Here is a 19,194-nt window from a genome sequence, read left to right as displayed (position 1 = left end):
TCGAAGCCCTGCGGTTCAGACGCGCACGACCGCGGTGCGGGCGTGCCCGCGGCTGCCGCCGACCTCCACCTTGACCGCGCTCCTGGCCCTGCGCACGCCGCGGTCGCTCTCCTTGACCGATTTCACCGCCCAGGGGAGTGTGATCCTCACCTCGTCGGCGGTCCTGGACGGGTCGGAGACCGCGAGCCGTACCCGCTTGTGGTCGCGGCGGACCAGCAGCGTGCACGGGCCGTCGGCGGTGAGCGGCCCATGCGCGGTCTCGACGGTCCCCGCCCGCCAGAAGACGGCGGCGAGCACGTTGTCGCGGGAGATGGCCTGCACCGCTCCGGAGTTGGCGAGGATCTCGATCCGCCGGCCGTAAGCCGCGGTCTCCGCGATGGAGGCGTCGGGCAGCACGGCGTAGGCGTAGCGCGCCTTGCGCGGATCGACGCCGTGGTCGATGAGGATCGTCGTGTAGTGCCTGGTGACCGGGGTCTCGTCGCCGCCCGTGGTGGCGCCCTTGTCGATGTCCCGCCACCGGCCGGTGCGCTCCTCGCGGATCACCTTCGCCTCGACGCCGTCGAGCAGCGCGTACCCGGCCACACCGGACAGGTGGACCCAGCCGTCGCCCCGGGTCAGCCGCGGATGCGTGTCGTGGGTGTTGCGGTTCTCCACGACCGTCTCGATGCGGCGGCCATCGGAGGCGTTGATGCCGGTGCCGAGGGCGATCACCGCGTCATCGAGGAGGAACCACGCCTTCTTGGCCCGCAGCGAGGAGCCGTCGGCGATGAGCTTCATGGCGGCCACGCCGTACTCGCCGTCGAGTGCCACGCCGCCCGCCCACGGGGTGGGCGGCAGGCGGCGCTTGCCGTACGGGAGGTCGGCGCGGCTACGGGTGTCGACCGTCGTGCCCGGCAGCCGGTACGGGTCGATCGTGGGCCACAGGTCGTCGTTCCAGTGGGTGAGGTCGCCGGTGTAGAGGTAGGTCATGCCGTCGCCGGTGTACCAGCCGTGCAGGTTCTCCTGGTTCATGGCCTCGGCCGCGCCGATGCGCTCCGAGCTCATCGCGATCGCGTACGCCCAGGTGGGACGGCGGTGCACGACCCGGTCCATGTCGGCGAAGACGTACGTGCCCGTCGTACGCGGGCCGACCGGCACCGACGGGTCCTCCAGCAGCGCCTTGGCCCTCGCGATGCTCGCCGGCGACGCGAGCGTGTCGTAGGGGATGACCTGGTTGCGGGTGAGCCAGCCCTTCACCAGCGGTCTCCAGCGCCGGGCATGGCGCTCGGGCGCCGAGTCCAGCAGGGTGAGGATGGCCTCGACCACCTTCTGCCCCGAGTGGTGGTCGCGGTGGCCCTGTACCGAGATCTGCCGGCCGCGTACGCAGTCCATCATCAGCCCGTCGAAGACGAACGGCACAAAGGAGCGGTCCACGATGTCGTAGACGTTCCCGATGCCGCGGATCTCCCACGGCGAGCCGGAGAGCATGGCGATCAGCTTGGCCACGCTCTCCAGGTAGTCCACGCCGTAGCTGCCGTTGTAGGAATACACGCCGTGCTGGATGAACGACCCGTCACGGTAGAAGCCGTCGCCCGGGCCCGCGGTCGGCCGCAGCAGGTCGGAGACCGCGTCCCTGGCCCGCTCGATGAGGCGCGCGTCGTGGGTGAGCAGTCCGCGCATCGCCACCGCCATGGCCTTGCCCGCCCGGTTGGCGCCGGTCTCGATGACGCCGGGGTGGCTGACGCGGCGCTCCGGGTCGGGGCACCAGCGGCGCAGCGGGCGCAGCCAGCGCTTGAGGCGGTCCTGGGGCAGGCCGTCGTAGAGCAGGGCGCAGGTGTCGGTCAGCGAGCGGGGGACGCCGATCTCCCACCAGAACCAGTTGCTGCCCCGCTGGTCGAGCCCCTCGTGGTAGGCGTGCTCGTACAGGAAGTCGAGCGCGCTGACCGCGATCTCGGCGACCTGCCTGTCCCCGTGCATGGCGGTGCCCGGCGTGGCCCAGCCCAGCGCCAGCGTGCGCATGCGGTTGTAGGAGCGGTTGAAGTTGCCCGTCCGGGGGTCGTCGAGCGGCAGATCGGGCCAGAGGCTCGGGCGGTCGGGGGCGGGCGCCAGCTTGCGCAGCACCGCGTTGGCCGAGCCCTCGATCGCCTGCGTCTTGTCGGTGTAGGCGGTGTCGTACGACCCGCCGGCCAGCAGGCTCACCCACCGCTCACGCGCGGCGTCGAACGCGCGGGCGCCGACCGCCTCGGCCGGTCTGTCCCACAGGGCGAGGCCGGCCACGGCCGCGGCTCCGAGCAGGGCGGACCGCCGGGTGAGGGGGTGGGGCATGGAGGACTCTCCGACAATCGGGCAAACACCAGATCAAAGGATCATATGTCCGGGAGAGCACGGAGCTGGACAAGAAAGCCCACGTGGTGGTCGGCCGGCCCGTCGGAGGTGAACACGGGCACCGCACCAGGTGGGCCGCAAAGAGGCTTGCGAGGGCCGGCGCCGCCGACGACGCCCACGCCGCTCGTCTGGGCCGGGCTCGGTGACAGCTACACGAGTGGTGAAGGCGCGAGCAAGAAGGCGGCACGGGCGGGACCGGTGGCACTGGTGGCACCGGCGGCCCGGGCAGCGCTTGGTCATGACCGCGGCTTGGCGGGCTTGCGATAAGTGATGATCTTGTCGCCTTCTCCCGGGTACGCCATGATCAGCAGCCGCTGGGTGCCGTACTCGTCCCCCTTCCAGGGGAACCAGGCGAAGTGCACGCGGATGCGGTAGTGCCCCTTGCGGCCGTTCAGCGACAGGTCGGGCAGCTCGGTGCCGCTGAGCCCGTCCATGAAGACCATCTGGCCTTCCGGGCTCTCGTAGCCCACCTCGACCACGTGCTCCCAGCCCTTGGTCTCCACCGGCGGGCGGCGCGTGTACGTCTCCAGCGTGACGCAGACGTGGAAATCGGAATGCGTGTCCACCATCACGTGACTGGGGCCCACGGAGACCAGGCCGTTGGCCGGGGCCGCGCCGTACACGCCGTCGTTGGCGGGGTCACTGCCCTCCGTCGGCTCGTACAGCTCCAGTCCCGCCTCCGGCCACTCCGGCTCCTTGAGCCGGATCGCCTTCGCGGGCCGGATCCGGGGACGGTGGCGCGGGGTGGCGTCGCATTTGCGCTGCTCCTCCGCCTCCCACTCCTCGTACTCGCGGTCCTCCTCGTCCACCTCCGCCTGGACCACGACGTCGGCGGGCGGGCAGATCGGGGCGAGCACGCCCTCCAGGTCGCGTACGTCCACCTTCTCCACGGCCCGGATGCGGGCGAGTTCGGCCGGGTCGTTGCGGGTGTAGGCGCCGCACAGGCGGCGTCCGTGGGCGAGCAGCACCTGGTCGGGTGTGGTGTCGGCGAACGGGAGCGCGCGGCTCCCGCGTACCGAGCAGATGTAGGCCCGCGTGCCCTTACGCGGCTGGGGTTCGGCCTGCTGGGGCAGCCGCCAGCCCTTCTGCGGTGAGCAGTCCGCGGCCGTGGTGACCGGGCCGCGCGAATGGTCGGCGGCGGGCAGGAAGCAGAGCGCCACGGACGTGGCCAGCGCCGTCACCAGGACGTGGCGGCGCATGCGGGCGGCGGGCGGGGCGGCGTACAGGAGGAACAGGACGAGGGCGGAGGCGGCGAGCGCGGCGCTGTACCACAGCGGGGAGAGGCCGAACAGGATGCGGCCGCTCCCGTCCGTGTCGAACAGCCCCGGCGGGTAGTGCGACAGCCGCGACTCGACCATGTCGGGGAACAGGTCCAGGTCCGTCTCGGGCCTCGTGGTGAGCGCGGAGGCGACGCCTGCCGCCGCGGCGATGACCAGGACCGACATCGTGACCCGCAGCAGCCGCCTGGTCCTGCGGACGACGGCGACAAGGACGAGCACGGCGGGCGCGCCAACCCCCACGAGCAGGTCCACGCCGACCCAGAGCAGCCTCGCCGGCTGCGACAGGTATTCGCCGAAGAGGTGCTCGACCACACCCCTGGGACCGGTCCACACCGGCATCCCGTCAGCGACGTTGAACGCCGCGGGGATCAGCGGGAGCACCACCGCCACCGCGGCGAGCGGCCACGGCCGCCGTGCCGCCCGCGTCGCCGGCGCCCGGGATGGCGGTACGGCCTGGGGCGGGCCGCCCAGTTCGTGTGCCGAGCGCGCCGCCCACACCATCCCGAAAACGCCCAGCAGGCCCACGACGGTGTGCACCACCGTCGTGGGGTCCAGGCGGCCCCCGATCGAGGCGTACATCGACGACCTGGGCAGCGACAACGACACCGCCGCCGAGACCGCGCCCGCCACCACCGTGCCCCGGCTCCAGCGCGGATCCCGGGACTGCCCGGCCAGGACCGGCACCAGCCACACCAGATAGATCGCGTCGAGCAGCGGCGGCCGCTGCAAGGGCGCCAGGAAGTCGTACTGTCCCAAAGCGACGGCCACGGTGTCGGCCACGGAGACGGCGGCGTCGACCAGCCCCGCCACCAGCGCGACGATCCGCAGCCACCGGGGCAGGACCCCGGCGAGCACCAGGAAGAACAGCCAGACGACAGCGATGTGCAGCAGGCCGCCGGGCAGACCCAGCCACCACTGGTACGGGATCGGCAGCTGGAACAGCAGTGTGGACGCCACGCCGAGATACAGGGCCGCCCGCAGCAGCCCGGCGCGCCTTCCCCCGGCGGGCGGCTCGCCCGTCGACCGTCCGCGCAGCACCTGCCAGTACGCCCAGCCCTGCAGGATCCCGCCCGCGACCAGGACGATCTCCAGCCACCAGGTGAAGGGCATCAGGAACGGGTCCCAGTCACCCACGACGAGCTGCCGCAGCAGTCTGGGGTCGCCGGTGACCAGCGCGATGACGCCGAACGCGACAGCCACGAGTACGTAGCCGGTTGCGAGCAGCGCGGCGATCCTGCCGAAACGGTAGCGGCGCACGGAACATCCTCAGCGGAAGCCGAAAGGGTGTACGAAGGCGCCCAACCCTAGCGACCGACCACAAAGATGATCAATATCGGCCGCATAACGCCGTCAGCCGCGGCTTTCGGGTGTCCAGTTCCGTACGGCGGGGGCGTGTGCTCGCGCAGGGCGCTGAGCAGCAGCGGCTCGTCGTGCTCCTCGCTCAGCACGGCGAGCCGCGCGGCCACGTCCGGCGCGGCCGCCGAGACCTGCCTCTCCCCTGGTTCCGTGCCCGTTGCGGAAACGGATGTATTGCGAGCCGAGCAGTGGTATACATCCGGCTTGCGAGAATTTGCAAGATCAAGAGGTGGGTGGTCAGTCACCTGTCTCCGCTTTCGTCGATTCTGGAAAAGATTCCACGACATGGAACAGAAGGTGTGAGTGTGTTGGTGCGTACCCGAGGGCTCTTAACCCGGCTTACCGTGGCCACGGCCCTGATGCCGGTCGCCGCACTCGGCCTCGCGACCCCGTCCCAGGCGTCGCCCACGACATCGGTCACGGCGGCGATTTGGCGTCCGGCGGTGGGGAGCCGCTGGCAGTACCAGCTCCAAGGCACAAAGGCCTACGCCTCGACCGGCGGCGTCAATGTCGACATCTGCGAGGTCCCGCAGAGCGGTGGCTCCTGCGTGCGACCGGCCGTCTTCGACATCGACCTGTACGCCGCCGAGGAGGTCGCCGGCAACAACAAGACACTCAACACGGCGGCGGTCAAGGCCATCCACGCCAAGGGCGCCAAGGCGATCTGCTACATCGACGCAGGCTCGATCGAGGACTTCCGGCCCGACTACAAGGAGTTCACCGACTGGGACGCGAGCCACGGTAAGTCGCTGCTCGGCAAGCAGTACAGCGATGAGTTCCCCAACGAGCGCTGGGCGAACATCAACAACGACAAGGGCCAGCGGGACTTCCTGCTGAAGATGATGGCCGCCCGTGTCGACAGGTGCGCGCAGGCCGGGTTCGACGGGGTCGAGTTCGACGTCGTCAACGCCCATGAGGAGGGCAAGAAGGTCACGGGCTGGACCATCACCCCCGCCACCCAGCTCGTTTACAACCGGGCCCTGGCCGCGCTGGCACACGGCAGGGGCCTCTCAGTCGCGCTGAAGAACGATCTGAGCCAGGCCGAAGAGCTGGTGTCCTCGTTCGACTACGCGGTCAACGAGGAATGCTTCCAGCACGACGAGTGCTCCGACCTGAACGTCTTCATCAAGGCGGGCAAGCCCGTCTTCCACGTCGAGTACGCGACATCGCCGTCGAGTTTCTGCGCCAAGTCGAAGACGCTGAAGTTCAGCTCCCTCAAGAAGCCGTCCGACTACTCGCTGTACGACAAGCCGTACCGGCCATGTAGGTGAGCCCGCCTGGTGCACAGCGACGATCCGCCGCTGCCTGCACACGTTCCGCAGTCCGAGCGCGCACACGGCGCACACGCCGCACGACACTGGTGACTGGGCGAGATCTTGTCGTTCGGGCCCGTCTTGCGGGCGGCTGCCAGGCGGCGGCGTACCAGGCCGAGCGGGTTCTGCGGCTGTGCCGGCCGATCGCACATGCACCGTGTGCGGAGAAGCTCGCGCCGTTGCTGGAAGACGCGAGGTAGCCGGGAGGGCTCCTCCGACCGCCGTCACATCGACATGTCGGCCTTCTAGGGGAGCCGATGAAAGTTACACGGGATTTGAGGTGTTTGCCCAGCTCGCGTGCATCTGTGCTTGACCGGATCAACGCTCCGCGGAAAGAGTCGGGTCGAACCTTTCCGAGTGTGGGGAGTCCGATGAGTCACGCTCGTCGCCGGTTGATCGCCATCCTGCTTCCCGGTTTTCTGGTCGCCCTGTGCGCCCTGGTGCCCTTCATGCAGCAGTCCGCCAGCGCGGTCAGCGACCCGGCCGGCCCTGTGACGGGCAACGCCACCTATTTCGACGGACTCGGCATGCCGTACGGCGGTTGCGGAGTGCCCCAGGCGAGCCTGGACTCACAGGACTTCGTCGCGCTCAACGTCTACAACACGCCCGGCGACTACAGCTTCTACCCCCGGCCGCTGACCGGGGCCAACCTCAGCAAGGCCGGTCTGTGGAACAACGGCCTGAACTGTGGCCGCTACGTGCAGGTCGAGATCGGCGACTACTGCACGGGCACCAACGACGGCGCGCAGAACCAGCCGTTCTGCCGCAACGGCTCCTGGGTCTCCGACGCCTACAAGGGCGCCAAACTCACCATGCTCGTCGCCGACAGCTGCGGCGACTCCAACGGCTGGTGCCGCGACGATCCGTACCATCTGGACCTGTCCAAGGACTCGCTCAACCGGTTCGTCAAGAACGGCGCCGCGGTCGGGGACATGTATCCCAATCATTGGAACAACCGGCACGTCACCTGGTCGTTCGTCCCCGCGCCCAACTACAGCGGCGACATCAACATCGGGTTCCTGCAGGGCGCCCAGGTCTGGTGGCCGGCCATCTCCGTCTCCCACCTGGCCAACGGCATCCACGGCGTCGAGTACTTCGCCAACGGCGCGTGGCAGACGGCCCAGATGAACAGTGACATGGGCCAGTCCTACGTCATCGGCGGGATCACGTCGGGCGCCAGTCAGTTCCAGATCCGGGTACGGGACGTCACGGACACGCTGATCAACGGCGGGCGCGTGTACAGCTTCACGCTTCCGTCGGCCTGCAGCCCGCAGTGCGGCACGGCGTACACGAAGGTCGGCTACACCACCTCACAGGGCTCGACCTCGACGCCCACCCCCACCCCAACCCCGACTCCCACGCCCACGCCGACTCCCACGGGCGGCACCGGTGTCTCCTGCGGCGTGAACTACCAGGTCGCCAACGCCTGGCAGGGCGGCTTCACGGCCAATGTCACCGTGCGGAACACGGGTACGACCACCTGGAACAACTGGACGGTCACGTGGACCGCGCCGTCCGGCGTGAGCCTGGTCAACAGCTGGAGTTCCACCATCACGCCGTCCGGCAGCACGTGGACGATCAAGGGACCGAACTGGGCAACGAGCCTCGCGCCGGGCGCGACGGCGACCTTCGGCTTCCAGGCCAACGGCCCGTCCACGCCCGGCCCGGCCGGCATCACCTGCTCCTCCGGCTAGCCCGTCGATCTTCTGGCGGGTCCGGGCGTCGCCTGCACCACCTTCAGATCGGTATGCGCGGGCGGCCGCCATGTGGCGTATAGAGGTCCTGCGTACTGCGGCGGTCCCGCTTTGGGGATTGGTGAATCCGGGACCGGCAGGTAGGCTCGGATCACCGAGGACACTTCGTGCGTTGGCACTCAGGTCGGCGTCGCCCGCGGCGATAGACGATCGAGGGCCTTTCGGGCCGGACGGGCTGTGCAGCCGTGACGCCGACATTTCTCTCCTACCTCAAGCCGCTGAGCGCTCGCGCGTCCAGGGCTCCTGCCGTCGGCTCGACGCTCCGGCTCTCCATGGGGCCCGCGCTGGACCGGTCCGCCATCGTTGACGGGGCCTGGTGGCCGTACTCCGTCGATGCCGCTGCCGAACTGCCCGGCCTGATCGCCGCGGTCGATCGGCGTCTCGGCAGGACCACGCTGCGGGTCACGGTGTACCGGCAGGCGTGGGACCACCTACCGCGCCGAATCGCGGCACGCGGACGCCAGGTCAGGGTCGGCTGGTTCGGCCAGGCCGATCCCCCCGTGGTGACCTTGAGCTTCGATCGCGCCGAGCCGATCGTCTTGCTGGTGATCCCGCCGGGCGCGGGGAGCGGCTCTGCCCAGGCCGCGCTCATACTCGCCAACCAGGGCAGGAGCGGCTTCGCCGCCGCCCACTTCCTCACCATCGCGCACCTTCCCGCCGCACCGGGTACCGGCGCGCGAGAGCAGGGCGGCTTTCCCGGCTGGGACGACGAGGGCCGGCGCGTCATCGGCAACTAGCCGGTGACGTGCCTGCGTGACCACGTGCTGCCAACGGCCGGTTCGACCGGTGCCGGCACCGCCGTCGGCGGTTGACCGGCCACCGGTCGGCAGGCGCCTCGCTCCCGACTCTTCTCCGATCGGAGACTTTCATGACTGTCATCGACGCATCGCCGCTGGACCTGGCGGGGCCATCGGCTCCCACCACCGTTCATCTGTCAGGCGAGATTGACATCTTCAGCAGCGCGGCGTTGCGCCAGCAACTGCTGAACACGTTGCACTACAGCACCAGCCTGCTCATCCTCGACCTCTCAGAGGTGATGTTCTGCGATGCGTCCGGGCTGGCCGTCATGGTGGGTGTCCAGCGTCGCGCCCGAGTACAAGGCGTCACCGTCGTGCTGACCGCACCGCGCCCGTTCATGTCCCGACTGCTGCGCATCACCGGACTGGACCGCAGCCTGCCGGTGCTGGCACGAGCGGATGCCGACGACCCGGACATTCTCTCTCGGGAATCGAGCACGACGAGCTCGGCTTTCCGGGGAAACGTCTTTCCGGGTGCGGGGTGGGCTACAGCACCGCAGGTCTCGCGCGTCAGGGTGTTTAGAGTGGCAAGAAGAATCGCTACTTCTTCCGAAAGAAGGTCGCAATGACCGTGACACAGTTCCCGCTTACCCTGCGCGTCACCGTCAGCGGAGCGACTCCGGACGAGATCAGAGAGAACGCCAGGGCTCAGGCCCACGACTTCTTCGGCCCCGACGCCGAGCTGGACGTCATCAGTGCTGAAGCGGAGTCGGCTGAGGAGCACCGCGATCGCTACCGTGCGACCGTCTGCTTCCGTCGAGTTGCCTGACGTTCTCGGACATGGTCGGCCGGCGTCAGGAGCTCGTGAGGATGACGAGCTGCTGGGTCGCTCTCGTCATCGCGACATAGCGGTCGACCGCTCCTTCGATGCCCTCGCCGAACTCCTCCGGGTCGATGAGGACGACCAGGTCGAACTCGAGCCCCTTCGACAGCTCCGGGCTCAGCGACCGGACGCGGGAGGTCGCCTGGAACGTGGGATCGGCGATGACGCAGGCGGTCCCGTCGGCGTGCTCGGCCAGCCAGGTGTCGAGGATCGAGCCCAGGTCCGCAACGGATCCGTGTACGACGGGGACACCGCTCCGGCGGATGGAGGTCGGCACGTTGGCGTCCGGGAGCGCGGCCCGGATGACCGGCTCGGCCTCCGTCATGATCTCTTCCGGTGTCCGGTAGTTGATGCTCAGGGAGGCCAGGGTGATCCGGTCGAGCCCGACCCGCTCCAGCCGTTCCTGCCACGACTCCGTGAACCCGTGCCTGGCCTGGGCCCGGTCCCCGACGATGGTGAAGCTCCGGGACGGGCAGCGCAGCAGCAGCATCTGCCACTCCGCGTCGGTCAGCTCCTGAGCCTCGTCCACGACGATGTGCGCGAACGGGCCGGCGAGCCGGTCCGGGTCCGCGTCGGGCAGTGCGCCCTCGTCGACCAGGGCCTCCCTGATGTCCTGTCCGTGCAGCATCGTCACCACACCTTCGCCGTCGTCATCGGCCTCGAGCAGGTTGTCGACGACCTGCGCCATGCGCTCGCGTTCGGCGGCGACGGAGGCGGCCTGCCGGCGCTTACGTCGTGACGCCTCCGGGTCGCCGAGCCGCTGCCGTGCCGCGTCCAGGAGCGGCAGGTCGGACACCGTCCAGGCCTGGGCGTCCGCGCGCCGCAGCCGCCGAACCTCGTCGGGGCTCAGCCAGGGAGCGCACATCCGCAGGTAGGCGGGTACGGACCACAGGTCTCCGACGAGGTCGGCCGCCTCGATCAGCGGCCACGCGCGGTTGAAGGTCGTGAGCAGCTCCCTGTTCTGCAGCAGCGACTTGCGGAGCAGGTCAGCCGAGACGTCATCGTCGTCGTGCTTGTCCATCAGGACCGTGAGCAGTTCCTCCCAGATCTGGTCGCGGGCCTCGTTGTGCGGCGTGCCGGGTTCGGGCGCGTCGAACGCCTCGGCCCAGTCGTCGGGGCTCAGCCAGATGTCGGACCAGTGGGTTGTGACCGTCATCCCCTTGGTGGGCGGGTTCTCGTAGAACCTGACGGCAGGCTCGATCGCCTTCACCATGTCCGCGGACGACTTCAGGCGGGCCACGTCCGGGTCGCTCTCGATCGCCGCCGCCGCTCCCTCGGCGACGAGGTCCCGCAGGGTGCAGGTCTGTACGCCCTCCTCGCCGAGGCTGGGCAGGACGTCGGCGACGTAGGCCAGGTACGGCTGGTGCGGACCGACGAACAGCACGCCGCCGCGCCGGTGGCCGAGGCGGGGGTCGGAGTAGAGGAGGTAGGCGGAGCGGTGCAGCGCGACGACGGTCTTCCCCGTACCCGGACCGCCGTCGACGACGAGAGCGCCACGGGATCCCGCGCGGATGATGGCGTCCTGGTCGGCCTGGATGGTGCCGAGCACGTCCCGCATCCGAGGCGACCGGCTGCTGCCCAGGCTGGCGATGAAGGCGGACTGGTCGTCGAGCGCGGCGTGCCCGGCAAGCCCCTCCGAGGTGAACACCTCGTCCCAGTAGTCGCTGATCCGGCCGCGGGTCCAGCGGTACCTGCGGCGGCTGGCCAGCCCCATCGGGTTGCCGTGGGTGGCTCCGAAGAACGGCTCGGCCGCGGGGGAGCGCCAGTCGAGCAGCAGCCGGCGACCCGTGCTGTCCGTGAGGCCGAGCCGGCCGATGTACACCGGCTCGGGGTCGTCCGCGCTGACCATGTGCCCGAGGCACAGGTCCAGACCGAAGCGGCGCAGCGCGCGCAGGCGAGCGGTCAGCCGGTGGATCTCCAGGTCCCGGTCCAGCGCCTGCCGGCCCTTGCCGCCGGGCGCCTTGCGCTCGGCGTCGAGACGGTCGGACAGCTCGGCGATCGACTGCTCGAGGCTCTCGGCGATGGCCGCGAAGTGCCGCTCGTCGCCGGCGATCAGCGCCGGGTCGGCCTTGGGGGAGAGATGGTCGGGAAGATCGAACGCGCTGGTGGTCAGCGGGTTCACATCATCAGCTCCGGGTACGCGCAACTTCATCCCCATTTCCGCAGGTTCTGGCCTCGGCCGACGATTCTGCGGTATGACCCGGGTCTTGCCGCAAGCCCCCCGGTGCGCTATACGTTAAGAGTGGAAAGGAGCGGATCTTCCCCTTTCCCGCATTCTGCGCTTTCGTGATACCCCGGAGCCGCCAGAGGCCGCTCCGGGGATTCGCCCGCGGGTCTCACCGACCTCAGCAGGGTGTGAAGGAGAGCTTCATCTGGCCCTCGAGCGTCCCCCACTGATCGGTGGGCCGATTGCACCCGAACCAGCGCTGCCCGACGAGCTGATCCCTGGCGTAGTAGCTGATGACGACGAGGTTGTCGCCTCCCGGCGGGGGCGGAGGAATGGCGTGAGCCGGGGTCGAGCCGAGAGCGAGCGCGCCGGCAACCAGCGCCCCCGCTAAGATCCCGCGCTTGATTCTCATGAAGGTTCCTCCAGATCAGCCGGCTTTCAGGCCAGAGCGAGCGCCGAGGCCCTTGGGGTGAACTGAGATCACGGTAACCGCGATCGGCGAATGCTGCCAGAAGCAGTCGATCATTCACCCCCGGCAGGGTTCACCAGCGGACCGGCACGGTGCGCAGGCCGCCGACGGCCAGCCCTTCCACGCGTTCCAGCTCCGCCACGGGCACGGCCAGCTCCAGGGTCGGGAGCCTGCGCAGCAGCACCTCCAGCACGACCTGCAGTTCGGTGCGGGCCAGCGCCTGGCCCAGGCAGGAGTGGGCGCCGGAGCCGAAGGCCAGGTGCGGGTTGGGGCTGCGGCTCAGGTCCATCTCGGCCGCGTGCTCGAAGGCGCTCTCGTCACGGTTGGCCGCCGCCATGCTGCAGATCACGGTGGTGCCCTTGGGCAGGACGGTGCCGTTGACCTCGGTCTCCTCCGGCAGGTAGCGGGGCAGGCCGAAGCCGGAGTTGGCGTCGAGGCGCAGCGTCTCCTCGACTGTGGTGCGGATCAGCGACGGGTCGGCCAGCAGCCGCTCCCAGCGGGTACGGTCGGCCAGCAGCATGGAGACCATCTTGCCGATCATGTTGGCGGTGGTCTCGTGCCCGGCGACCAGCAGGGCCATGCCGGTGACCAGGATCTGCAGGTCGTTCAGTCCGCCGTCCTCGGGGCCGCCGGCCGCGATCAGCTCGCTCAACAGGTCGTCGCCGGGCGCGGCGCGCTTGGCGGCGAGGTGGTCGGACATGTACTGGAAGAACTCCGCCTGCGCGGCGTCGATCTCCTCCTTGCTGTAGCGGGTCAGGTTGAGCAGCGTGTCGGACCAGTACGAGAACCGCTCCCGGTCCTCGGCCGGGACGCCGAGCATGTCGCAGATGACGTAGACCGGAAGCGGGAAGCCCAGATCTGCCTTGAGGTCGCCGGGGGCGCCGCGCTTGACCATGTCGTCGATGAGGTCGTCGGCGATCCGCGCCATTGTGGGCCGGATGGCGTTCATGCGCTTGGCGGTGAACCACTTGCCGACCAGGCGCCGCCAGCGCTGGTGCTCCTCCCCGCTGTCGGGGAGGATCGCCGCCATCTCGCTGCTGAACAGTCCGCCGTCCTCCGTGGCCGACAGCCGGGCAGCGTCGGGGGCGTTCAGCAGACGGGTGAATCGCGGGTCGGCCAGCACCTGCTTGACGTCCGCGTAGCGGGTCAGCAGCGTCGCCCGGTCGCCGCTGGGCAGCGTCACGTGGGCCACCGGGCACTTGCCGCGCAACTCGGCCCACTTCGCGGGCGGGTCCAGCGCCGCGTCGCTCGTGATCGGGTAGGTCAGGACCTGCTCATCTGCGCTCATTCGGCGTCTCCTCATGGAGGTCTCGTCATCGAGTGTCGACGGGCCGCTCCCGGACCGCCTGTGGCGGCAAGGAGCGGATGCTCTTTCAGGTGTTCAGGAACTGCTGCCGCAGGAGGCGGGCCTGCTTGGGCATGTTCCAGCCGAGGACGCCGGTGATCCGGCCGTCCTGGCGGTAGACGGCGGCGAAGCGGCGCTGCTCGGGGCCGCCCTCCACGATGGTGACCTCGGCCGCCGGTGACGGCAGGCCATGGGCCTGGATCTTGATGTCGTACTGGTCGGTCCAGAAGTAGGGGATCGGCGTGTACGGGCGATCGGCGCCGAGGAGGTTGGCCGCCACCACCTGGGCCTGCTCGGTGGCGTTGGTGCGGTTCTCCAGGCGCAGCCGCCTGCCCAGACCCGAGTGCTCGAAGGAGGCCACGTCGCCGACCGCGTAGACGCCGGGAGCGGCGCGGCAGCAGGCGTCGCACTCCACCCCGTCGCCCAGCGTGAGGCCGCTGCCGGCCAGCCAGCCGGTCGCCGGGCGGGAGCCGATGGCCACCACGACGGCGTCGGCGGGCAGCACTTCGCCCGTCGCCAGCCGTACCCCCGTGACCCGGCCTTCGGCGCCGATCAGCGCATCGACCGCGACGCCGAGCCGCAGCCGTACCCCGCGCTCCGCGTGCGTGCGCGTGAGCAGGCCGCCGATCTCCTCGCCGAGCTGCTCGCCCAGCAGCGCCGGCCCCATGCCGACGAGGGTGACCTCCAGATTCATGACGCGGGCGGTGGCGGCGAGCTCCGCGCCCAGGACGCCCTCGCCCACGACCACGAGCCGGGTGCCGGCGGTCAGGTGGGCGCGCAGGGTGAGCGCGTCGTCGAGGCCGCGCAGCGCGTGCACGCCGGCCAGGCCGTCCTGGCCGGCGAGCCGGCGTGGGGTCAGGCCGGTGGCGACGACCACGGCGTCGGCCCGCAGCGCCCGGCCGGAGGCGGTGGTGACCGTGCGCTCGGCCGCGTCCAGCGCGACGGCGGGCTCGCCCCGGACGAACTCGGCGTTCAGGGCTTCGAGCTGAGCCGCGGTACGGAGCTGGGCCCGCCCCGGCTCCCAGTCGCCGGCCAGGACCTGCTTCGACAGCGGCGGCCGGTCGTAGGGGAGATGGAGCTCGGCGTCCAGCAGCGTCAGCCGCCCCTGATAGCCGTGCCGCCGCAGCGCCTCCGCCGTGCTCAACCCGGCTGCCGAGGCGCCGGCGATCAGCACACTTCCTGGCGAGGTCACGAGGCGTCGCTCGGGTGAAGAGGGGTGGCCCGGCCTACACGTATCCACATATGTCCAGATCCCTTCGTCCTGCGGTCCACACGTTAGCCTACAGCTGCAAGAAAACCTACAGATGTAGTCGTTCGGTATGCTGGCAGGCGTGGCCACCCGCAAAGAGAGCAGCACCCCCTTGGGCGACCGGCGTGTCCGTCGCACCCGATCAGCGCTGGCGCGGGCGCTGATCCAGCTGGTCGAGCAGCAGGACCTGTCGCGGATCAGCGTCTCCGACGTAGCCGAAGGCGCTGGAGTGAGCCGCTCGGCGTTCTACGACCACTACCGGGACGTCCACGAGCTGGCCGAGGACGCCTGCACCGCGATGATCGACGGCCTGATCGAGTCCTTGCCGGCCCCGGCTCTCGACCCGGCGGACCTGGCGCAGGAGGCGACCCTGTCGCTGACGGCGTTCTTCGCCAGCCTCGCCGAGCACGCGGGGCTGTATCGCGCGCTGTTCGGGCCGCAGGGGAGCGCGCGCGTCGTCGACCACATCCGCCGCCGCATGGCCGCGGTCATCCATGAACACCTGGTCCGGGCCGACGCCGGCGACTCGCGGGAGCGCGTCCCCCATGACGTCACCGCCGCGTTCATCGCGGGGGCGCTCATCGGCGTGGTCGTCGACTGGCTCCAGAGCGGTTGCCGCCGGACGCCGGCCGAGATGGCCACGGTGACCTGGCCGCTCCTGGACGCGCACTACCGCCTCCACGCGGGCGGGGGGAGCTGAGGGCTCCCGTCTCCCCGAGGAGCTGCAAGGCTCCCGTCGTGCGTCGCCCCCCGCTCAGGTCGAAGCGCGGTGGATGACGTGCGGTGCCAGCGAGGCGGGGGTCAGGCGCGGCTCGCGGCCTGACAGGCGCGCCACGACCGCCTCGGCCAGGGACCGGCCCACCTTCTCCAGGTCGAAGGCGATCGTGCTGAGCGGGGGATCGGCCACCTGGGCGAGGGGATGTCGTCGGCGCCCATGACCGCCGGATCTCCGGGCGCGGCGAGCTTGGCGTGGCGCATGCCTGACAGGAGGGCGAACGCGGCCTCGTCGTGCTCTCGCCGAACGCGACGGGCCACGCCCGTCGATCGACCCCGAGACGTCGGCCACGATGACCATCTGCCTCATCAACGGCCTGCAGGCGCGGTGGTTCTTCGACCGTGACTCCGTGAAGGTCGAATCCGCGATCCGGCAGTTCTTCCTCGCGGCTATCCCGGGGTTTTCAGGCGAGGCCCTTCCGTGAGCGCCTGCGGCCACATGAGGTCGGCGGGTTACGCGACCTTGGACGAGGGTGCTGTCCAGGTGTTGCAGGAGCCCGGGTCGCCGGTACGGAAACCGGCCCGGATCCAGTTCTTGATGGTGCTGGTCCTGCCGTACTCGGGGACGTCGCCGGGCTCGTCCCCCTGGACGAACCAGAGGAATTTGTTCCAGTCCTCCGTGGTCTTGCCCTTGATCGGCCAGACGCTCTTCATGAAGGCGCCGCCCAGGCACTCGGCCTGCAGGGACAGGCGGCGTCCCTGCTCGTGGTGCTCGGCCTTGCTGCGAGCTCTGAGGTCCTCGCCGGCGTCGTACATGCCGACCAATTTCAGTACGTGGTAGCTGTACATCGACGCGGCCGTGTCGAAGAGCCAGAGGTCGGTAGGGGTGTCGAGCCATGACTTGCCGACCTGGAAGGTCAGTGTGCGGTCCCAGTCGCAATACCACGCCTGGGAATCCTCGATGCCGTTCTCGGAACCGCAGTACTTCTCGGGCAGGCGCGTCACGTGCCGGACCTTGACCGGCTCATAAGGCAGGCCGGCTTTTTTCAGGTGCGGCCCCCACGTGTTCTCCAGGCAGCGGATGACCTCGTCGATGTAGGCACGGGCCTGGGTGCGGTTCTCGGGCTTGGCCGGCAACTCGTCGCACGTCGTCGTGGGCAGCTCGCCCGACTGGTACAGCGGGTTTTTGGTGAGCACCGGGTTTTTCACCGGATATGCCGAGGCGTGCGCGGCAGGGGTTCCGGCTAACGGGGTGATGAGGGCGCAGGCGAGTGCCGCAATTTTGAGAGGTTTCACGTCGGGCGAGAATAAGGCTTTCACCGTAAATCGCGCTAGATCAAATCATGAAGGGGCGCGGGAAGACGGCCGATATCGATGTGGTCGAGTATCCGGGCGGCGGGCTCGAACTCGCGACGACGCTCACCGTCCGCCAGAGCACGGCCCCACCCCCTGACCGGGGTCTCAAGCCCTGAGCGCCACGCCGGGCCGCGGCGTGATCGTCCCGGATCGCCGCAGCAGCTCCGCCAGCTCGGTCCGTGAGGTGATGCCCAGCTTGGGAAAAGCGCGGTAGAGGTGGTAGCCGACGGTCCGCGGGCTGAGGAAGAGCTGGGCGGCGATCTCCCGGTTGGACGACCCCTGCGCGGCGAGGAACACCACGTGCCGCTCCTGCGGCGTCAGCCCGCGCAGTGCTTCCGGCAGCCGCTCGGCCGGGCTCGCCTCCCCGGCCGCGCTCAGCTCGGCCGCGGCGCGCTCCGCCCAGGGGAGCACGCCCAGCTGCTCGAACGCAGCCCGCGCGGCGCGCAGGTGAGAGCGGGCTTCGGACCTGCGCCTGACCCGGCGCAGCCACTGCCCGTAGGCGAGCTCGGTCCTGGCCCGCTGGAACGACGCCAAGGACGGGCCGTGCAGGTCGAGCGCGCGGGTGAAGAGCGGCTCCGCCTCGCCGTCCGGCGCGACCAGCGCCCGGCAGCGCAGCGCCACCGCGCCCACCCAGCGCTGGCGCGTGTCACCCGCCCACCGCTCCAGCAGGGCGAGCGGCTCGGCGGCGGCACCGGGCAGGTCGGCCTGGACGGCCGCGTCGACCAGGTCCGCCGCGCAGCGGACCGCGACCACCGGGTGGTGCGCGGGTCCGGCGACCACGCGCTCGAGGTGGCCCACAGCGGCGACCGCCCGGCCCAGTCCCAGCTCCAGCAGGCCGAGCGCCCAGGTGGCCAGTGCCGCGCTGGCCGGCGCGTCGTGGTCGGCGCAGTAGGCCAGGCTCGACTCGGCGTAGGCCCGGCAGCGCTTCTCGTCGCCGCTCAACGCGGCGATCAGCGCGACCAGGCCGCTCAGGTGCCCGATCCGGTGGGTCTGGCCGAGGTCGCCGGCGAGTTTCAGCCCCTCGGTGGCCTGGCTGAGCGCTTCGGCGTTGCGGCCGCTCAGCAGGAGGGCCTGGGCCTGGAGCTGCAGGGCGTACGGCAGGAGTCCCATCAGGTCCTGGTGGCGGCAGTCGGTCACCAGCGTGGAGGTCAGGCGTAGCGCCGAGCCGGCGTCGGCGGCCATCAGCCCCAACGAGGTGGCGGTGATGGCCTGCTGAGTGGCCAGGGCGGGCGTGTGCTCGACCAGCTCGCCGATGGCCGAGAAGCCGCTGAGCGGGCCACCGGCCATGACCTTCGCCAGCGGGGGCAGCGACCGGGCCAGCGGAGCGGACCAGGTGGGCCGGGCTGCTGATCGCACGGCCTGCGAAGGCGCCGGCGCAGCCTCCGGGGTCGGCCCGGCCTCCGGGGTCGGCGTGGCCTCCGGGGTCGGCGTGGCCTCCGGGGTCGCCCAGACGGCGGCGGCGATCTGGACGGCGAGCCCCTCGTCGCCGCTGTAGCCGGACAGGCGGATCGCGTCGGCGATCATGACGACGGCCGTGGCGTCGTCGCCGATCCTGGCCGCCGAATCCAGCAGCATCCGCGCGGCCCTGGCCGGCGAGCCGGTCTCGGACTCCACGGTGGCCAGCACGCGGGCGGCCGCGGCCAGCGTCGAGGGTTCGGCGCTCAGCTCGGTCGCGCGGGTCGCCAGGTCCGCCGCCCGGCGCAGCTGGCCGGCGTCGCACGCGGCGTGCGCGGCGGCGGCATGGCGCCGGCCGCGTGGCTCGGGGTCGGTGGTCAGCTCGGCCGCGCGCTCCAGCGCCGACGATGTCCCGATGGTCTCCAGCTCGCGCGCGATCTCCTCGTCGGGCTGCAGCGCGGCGGCGGCGAGATGCCAGACCCGCCGCTCGGGCGACGTCTCGGCCAGGGCCAGGTGCGCGGCGACGCGGGCCGAGATCGGCGCGGACTGGTAGGCGGCGACCAGGACCAGCAGATGGCGAGGGGTGAGCCCGGTCGGCCGCACCTCGACCAGCTGGGCGGTCTCGGCGGGCTCCAGATCGGCCAGGGTCGCTCCGGCGGCGGAGAAGAGCCCGGACCGTGAGGCCGGGAGTGTCCCGGTGGTGGGGAGGGGCTCGGGCCGTGAGGCCGGGAGTGTCCCGGTGGTGGGGAGGGGCTCGGGCCGTGAGGCCGGGAGTGTCCCGGTGGTGGGGAGGGGCTCGGGCCGTGAGGCCG

16 protein-coding genes are annotated in these 19,194 nt (G+C 70.6%); 7 read left to right on the top strand and 9 right to left on the bottom strand.

Going from position 1 to position 19,194, the window contains the following annotated elements:
• Positions 1 to 15: 15 nt before the first annotated feature.
• Both AB0H84_RS21770 and AB0H84_RS21765 read right to left on the bottom strand, forming a co-directional pair.
• Positions 16 to 2,304, bottom strand: a complete 2,289-nt coding sequence (locus AB0H84_RS21770) for a polysaccharide lyase 8 family protein (protein ID WP_357606810.1) — start codon at positions 2,302 to 2,304, stop codon at positions 16 to 18.
• A 296-nt stretch (positions 2,305 to 2,600) separates the two neighbouring features.
• Positions 2,601 to 4,901: a hypothetical protein gene (locus tag AB0H84_RS21765; protein ID WP_357606807.1), complete on the bottom strand. Its 2,301-nt coding sequence runs from the start codon at positions 4,899 to 4,901 to the stop codon at positions 2,601 to 2,603.
• 443 nt (positions 4,902 to 5,344) lie between these two features.
• Between AB0H84_RS21765 and AB0H84_RS21760 the strand changes: the two genes are divergently transcribed.
• From AB0H84_RS21760 to AB0H84_RS21740, 5 genes are all read left to right on the top strand, one after another.
• Positions 5,345 to 6,271, top strand: coding sequence for an endo alpha-1,4 polygalactosaminidase (locus AB0H84_RS21760; RefSeq protein ID WP_357606804.1), 927 nt, complete (start codon positions 5,345 to 5,347; stop codon positions 6,269 to 6,271).
• A 413-nt stretch (positions 6,272 to 6,684) separates the two neighbouring features.
• Positions 6,685 to 8,007 carry a cellulose binding domain-containing protein gene (locus tag AB0H84_RS21755; RefSeq protein ID WP_357606802.1) on the top strand — a complete coding sequence of 441 codons (1,323 nt, stop codon included), beginning with the start codon at positions 6,685 to 6,687 and terminating at the stop codon, positions 8,005 to 8,007.
• Between the two features lie 245 nt (positions 8,008 to 8,252).
• The gene (locus AB0H84_RS21750; RefSeq protein WP_357606799.1) at positions 8,253 to 8,804 is read left to right on the top strand and encodes a DUF5994 family protein; all 552 of its coding nucleotides are present in this window, start codon (positions 8,253 to 8,255) and stop codon (positions 8,802 to 8,804) included.
• Positions 8,805 to 8,935: 131 nt separating this feature from the next.
• The gene (locus AB0H84_RS21745) at positions 8,936 to 9,433 is read left to right on the top strand and encodes an STAS domain-containing protein (protein WP_357606797.1); all 498 of its coding nucleotides are present in this window, start codon (positions 8,936 to 8,938) and stop codon (positions 9,431 to 9,433) included.
• Positions 9,430 to 9,633, top strand: a complete 204-nt coding sequence (locus tag AB0H84_RS21740; protein WP_357606794.1) for a hypothetical protein — start codon at positions 9,430 to 9,432, stop codon at positions 9,631 to 9,633. The genes AB0H84_RS21745 and AB0H84_RS21740 overlap by 4 nt, the downstream gene beginning before the upstream one ends.
• 25 nt (positions 9,634 to 9,658) lie before the next feature.
• Here AB0H84_RS21740 and helR read toward each other — a convergent pair whose 3' ends face one another.
• From helR to AB0H84_RS21720, 4 genes are all read right to left on the bottom strand, one after another.
• The gene (gene helR, locus AB0H84_RS21735) at positions 9,659 to 11,809 is read right to left on the bottom strand and encodes an RNA polymerase recycling motor ATPase HelR (RefSeq protein WP_357606791.1); all 2,151 of its coding nucleotides are present in this window, start codon (positions 11,807 to 11,809) and stop codon (positions 9,659 to 9,661) included.
• 223 nt (positions 11,810 to 12,032) lie between these two features.
• Positions 12,033 to 12,266 carry a hypothetical protein gene (locus AB0H84_RS21730; protein ID WP_357606788.1) on the bottom strand — a complete coding sequence of 78 codons (234 nt, stop codon included), beginning with the start codon at positions 12,264 to 12,266 and terminating at the stop codon, positions 12,033 to 12,035.
• 130 nt (positions 12,267 to 12,396) lie between these two features.
• On the bottom strand, positions 12,397 to 13,611 hold the full coding sequence (locus tag AB0H84_RS21725) for a cytochrome P450 (protein ID WP_357606785.1): 1,215 nt from the start codon (positions 13,609 to 13,611) through the stop codon (positions 12,397 to 12,399).
• Between the two features lie 85 nt (positions 13,612 to 13,696).
• Positions 13,697 to 14,860: an FAD-dependent oxidoreductase gene (locus AB0H84_RS21720; protein WP_357606782.1), complete on the bottom strand. Its 1,164-nt coding sequence runs from the start codon at positions 14,858 to 14,860 to the stop codon at positions 13,697 to 13,699.
• Between the two features lie 139 nt (positions 14,861 to 14,999).
• Between AB0H84_RS21720 and AB0H84_RS21715 the strand changes: the two genes are divergently transcribed.
• Positions 15,000 to 15,617 carry a TetR/AcrR family transcriptional regulator C-terminal domain-containing protein gene (locus tag AB0H84_RS21715; protein WP_357606779.1) on the top strand — a complete coding sequence of 206 codons (618 nt, stop codon included), beginning with the start codon at positions 15,000 to 15,002 and terminating at the stop codon, positions 15,615 to 15,617.
• 54 nt (positions 15,618 to 15,671) lie between these two features.
• Here AB0H84_RS21715 and AB0H84_RS21710 read toward each other — a convergent pair whose 3' ends face one another.
• Positions 15,672 to 15,824 carry a substrate-binding domain-containing protein gene (locus AB0H84_RS21710; protein WP_357606776.1) on the bottom strand — a complete coding sequence of 51 codons (153 nt, stop codon included), beginning with the start codon at positions 15,822 to 15,824 and terminating at the stop codon, positions 15,672 to 15,674.
• A 160-nt stretch (positions 15,825 to 15,984) separates the two neighbouring features.
• On the opposite strand from AB0H84_RS21710, the gene AB0H84_RS21705 reads away from it, so the two are divergent.
• The gene (locus AB0H84_RS21705) at positions 15,985 to 16,116 is read left to right on the top strand and encodes a hypothetical protein (RefSeq protein ID WP_357606773.1); all 132 of its coding nucleotides are present in this window, start codon (positions 15,985 to 15,987) and stop codon (positions 16,114 to 16,116) included.
• A gap of 28 nt (positions 16,117 to 16,144) precedes the next feature.
• Here AB0H84_RS21705 and AB0H84_RS21700 read toward each other — a convergent pair whose 3' ends face one another.
• Together AB0H84_RS21700 and AB0H84_RS21695 are read right to left on the bottom strand one after the other, a co-directional pair.
• The gene (locus AB0H84_RS21700) at positions 16,145 to 16,927 is read right to left on the bottom strand and encodes a hypothetical protein (protein WP_357606770.1); all 783 of its coding nucleotides are present in this window, start codon (positions 16,925 to 16,927) and stop codon (positions 16,145 to 16,147) included.
• 165 nt (positions 16,928 to 17,092) lie between these two features.
• Positions 17,093 to 19,194 (bottom strand): LuxR C-terminal-related transcriptional regulator (locus tag AB0H84_RS21695; RefSeq protein WP_357606767.1); only part of this gene is annotated, 2,102 nt, incomplete at its 5' end.

Origin of the sequence: Nonomuraea sp. NPDC050786, from assembly GCF_040654115.1 — a bacterium.
In the GTDB taxonomy this organism is placed as follows: Bacteria; Actinomycetota; Actinomycetes; order Streptosporangiales; family Streptosporangiaceae; genus Nonomuraea.
The sequence above is the reverse complement of the archived record's forward strand: the minus strand, read 5'-3'. Positions and strand labels throughout refer to the sequence as shown.

What these genes read in the sequence shown, in the direction of transcription:
- AB0H84_RS21770 (WP_357606810.1), bottom strand. Translation starts at nt 2,304, where the DNA reads ATGCCCCACCCCCTCACCCGGCGGTCCGCCCTGCTCGGAGCCGCGGCC.
- AB0H84_RS21755 (WP_357606802.1), top strand. Translation starts at nt 6,685, where the DNA reads ATGAGTCACGCTCGTCGCCGGTTGATCGCCATCCTGCTTCCCGGTTTT.
- AB0H84_RS21745 (WP_357606797.1), top strand. Translation starts at nt 8,936, where the DNA reads ATGACTGTCATCGACGCATCGCCGCTGGACCTGGCGGGGCCATCGGCT.
- AB0H84_RS21740 (WP_357606794.1), top strand. Translation starts at nt 9,430, where the DNA reads ATGACCGTGACACAGTTCCCGCTTACCCTGCGCGTCACCGTCAGCGGA.
- AB0H84_RS21730 (WP_357606788.1), bottom strand. Translation starts at nt 12,266, where the DNA reads ATGAGAATCAAGCGCGGGATCTTAGCGGGGGCGCTGGTTGCCGGCGCG.
- AB0H84_RS21725 (WP_357606785.1), bottom strand. Translation starts at nt 13,611, where the DNA reads ATGAGCGCAGATGAGCAGGTCCTGACCTACCCGATCACGAGCGACGCG.
- AB0H84_RS21705 (WP_357606773.1), top strand. Translation starts at nt 15,985, where the DNA reads ATGACCATCTGCCTCATCAACGGCCTGCAGGCGCGGTGGTTCTTCGAC.